The organism is Falsiruegeria mediterranea M17 (assembly GCF_900302455.1).
Lineage (GTDB): Bacteria > Pseudomonadota > Alphaproteobacteria > Rhodobacterales > Rhodobacteraceae > Falsiruegeria > Falsiruegeria mediterranea.
Map to the genome: position 1 here is coordinate 1 of NZ_ONZG01000046.1, position 792 is coordinate 792.

A 792-nucleotide genomic window follows, 5' to 3' on the forward strand; every position below is an offset into this window, starting at 1 on the left:
TCAGTGGCCCAAGATCTGGCTGAGGAACAGCTTGGTCCGGTCCGATTGCGGGTTGTTGAAGAACTCTTCGGGTTCGTTCTGTTCCACGATCTGACCGGCATCCATAAAGATCACGCGGTTCGCAACCTGACGGGCAAAACCCATCTCATGCGTCACGCAGAGCATGGTCATGCCTTCCTCGGCCAGCTCGATCATGGTGTCGAGCACCTCTTTGATCATCTCGGGGTCCAGCGCCGATGTCGGTTCGTCAAACAACATGATCCGCGGCATCATGCAAAGCGAGCGGGCAATCGCCACACGCTGCTGCTGACCGCCCGAAAGCATGCCCGGATACTTGTCCGCCTGCTCGGGGATCTTGACCTTTTCCAGGAAGTGCATTGCGCGCTCTTCGGCCTCTTTCTTGGGCGTCTTGCGCACCCAGATCGGGGCCAGCGTACAGTTTTCCAGGATCGTCAGATGCGGGAACAGGTTGAAGTGCTGGAACACCATCCCAACCTCGGACCGGATCTTGTCGATGTTTTTCAGGTCATTCGACAGCTCGGTGCCATCCACCACGATCTTGCCCTGCTGGTGTTCCTCCAGCGCGTTAAGGCAGCGGATCAGGGTGGATTTCCCCGAGCCCGACGGGCCCGCGATGACAATCCGCTCGCCCTGGTTGACGGTCAGATTGATGTCGCGCAACACGTGAAAGGACCCGTACCACTTGTTCATGTTGTTGATTTCAATGGCGACCTCGTCGCTCACCTGCATTTTCGAGCGATCGATTTCGCGGTCAGACATAAGTTCAGACAT

At 57.1% G+C, this 792-nt stretch carries 1 protein-coding gene; it reads right to left on the minus strand.

Annotated features, from left to right (window positions below; all coding sequences use genetic code 11):
• Complete coding sequence (locus TRM7615_RS25275; RefSeq protein ID WP_085794106.1) at nucleotides 1–792, minus strand: amino acid ABC transporter ATP-binding protein; 792 nt, start codon at nucleotides 790–792, stop codon at nucleotides 1–3.

Excerpts from the sequence above, each read along its gene's own strand:
- TRM7615_RS25275 (WP_085794106.1), bottom strand. The coding sequence starts at position 792 with ATGTCTGAACTTATGTCTGACCGCGAAATCGATCGCTCGAAAATGCAG.